Below are 1,540 nucleotides of genomic sequence, written 5' to 3'. Positions count from 1 at the left end.
TTACATCGGGAAAGCGAAGTGCAACAATCGATATCTGCTGATATTACATCAACCGAACCTATCACAGCACTTGAAAGTTCAAATTTTGATACTCAGCCATTGCTACTAGCTGCTGATAAACCATTACATCGGGAAAGCGAAGTGCAACAATCGATATCTGCTGATATTACATCAACCGAACCTATCACAGCACTTGAAAGTTCAAATTTTGATACTCAACCATTACTACTACCTGCTAATCAACCATTACCTCAATGGCAGCAATTTGGCAGTAAATTTTCTGCCTTTTTACAGCAAATGCCTAAATATTTAGGTGATTTTTCCACTGAATACCAACTGCCAATTATTTGTTTTGCTACAATTATTGCAGGGACTGTGGCACTTAAGCTAATTATAGCTGTATTAGATGTAATAAATGAAATTCCGCACTTAAATCTAGTTTTTGAGTTGACTGGAATTGGTTACATAACTTGGTTTTTTTTCCGATATCTTCTCAAAGCTTCTACTCGGCAAGAATTAGCTGCACAAATTAGTTTTATCCAAAAAGAAATTGTTGAGGGACAAGATTCATAAGCTGCTATGCCTGTACATTTGCTTTATTTCATAGTGAAAGAAAGCACAAAGCAAACGAACGCATTCATGCTACCTAAAAGCTTTTGCAACAAACTTACTTATGAAAGTTGACTTTGGTGTAACTGTTACTGATGGGAGCAAAACACCGCCTTAGCTTTCCCAGTTCATTACTTGACCAGGGTCAACAGTTTTACTCTGTTGCGATCGCTATAACCAATGACGTAGTGGCATTGAGCATCGGGCGTAGTTGAGTGTAGCGAAGCGATCGCGCCCAGAATAATCGCAAAACCGACATCACCACACCCAAACTGCTATTTAGGCTAATCGGATTTTTTCACTAGTCGATCAAGTAGCAGCAAATTTGTACTCTTTCGCAAAGCCAACACAACCAAAGGAGTAACCCCAATGACTGAATACCAAGACTTCATAGTAAACGCTTCTAAATTGATTGAGCAGGACGCTGACGCTAACTGGCTATTTCGCTACATCGGCGATGGACTCACCGAGCACGGATTCAGCACTAAGATGTCTGAAACTTATGCCGCACTTGTCATCGGGCAAGAGTTCTTTAATCCCAGTGAAAGTGATTTTACCTCTTATATCAGCAGTGTACGGTCAGCGTTCTCACAGGTGAGTCCTGAAGGTCACGACACACTGCTAGAAGTGACTAGTAAATACGTTCAAGACTACTATCACGCACAAGTAGATACACAAGAACTGTAGTCAGCAGAAAGCCTCTAAAGCGGCTTTCAAGACCATTCCTTAGTTTTTGGAAGGATTGTGATGGTACATCTGACCTTGCCTTTACGCCTTGCATCTGCGCCTAAGTGCAAATTTGTAGAGATTTCGGATTGATTTTTTGCTCCTTCCTTTTCCGATTGTGTGCATGATTTATGATGTGCGTAATCTCATCAAGATAAAAAACTCTTTAGTTAAAATTTTGATAAAGTCAGCATTTAATTACGTA

The 1,540-nt window shown here is 39.8% G+C and carries 2 protein-coding genes; both read left to right on the top strand.

Annotated elements, in window-relative coordinates:
* On the top strand, window positions 1-573 hold a 573-nt coding region (locus V7K32_RS26260; protein ID WP_334997481.1), incomplete at its 5' end, for a CAAD domain-containing protein.
* A gap of 525 nt (window positions 574-1,098) precedes the next feature.
* Window positions 1,099-1,296: a hypothetical protein gene (locus V7K32_RS26255; protein ID WP_334997479.1), complete on the top strand. Its 198-nt coding sequence runs from the start codon at window positions 1,099-1,101 to the stop codon at window positions 1,294-1,296.
* The last annotated feature ends 244 nt before the right edge of the window (window positions 1,297-1,540 follow it).

It is taken from the genome of Nostoc sp. (assembly GCF_036917635.1).
GTDB lineage: Bacteria > Cyanobacteriota > Cyanobacteriia > Cyanobacteriales > Nostocaceae > Nostoc.
The sequence above is the reverse complement of the archived record's forward strand: the minus strand, read 5'-3'. Positions and strand labels throughout refer to the sequence as shown.

Coding starts and splice junctions, on each gene's coding strand:
- V7K32_RS26255 (WP_334997479.1), top strand. CDS start 1,099: ATGTCTGAAACTTATGCCGCACTTGTCATCGGGCAAGAGTTCTTTAAT.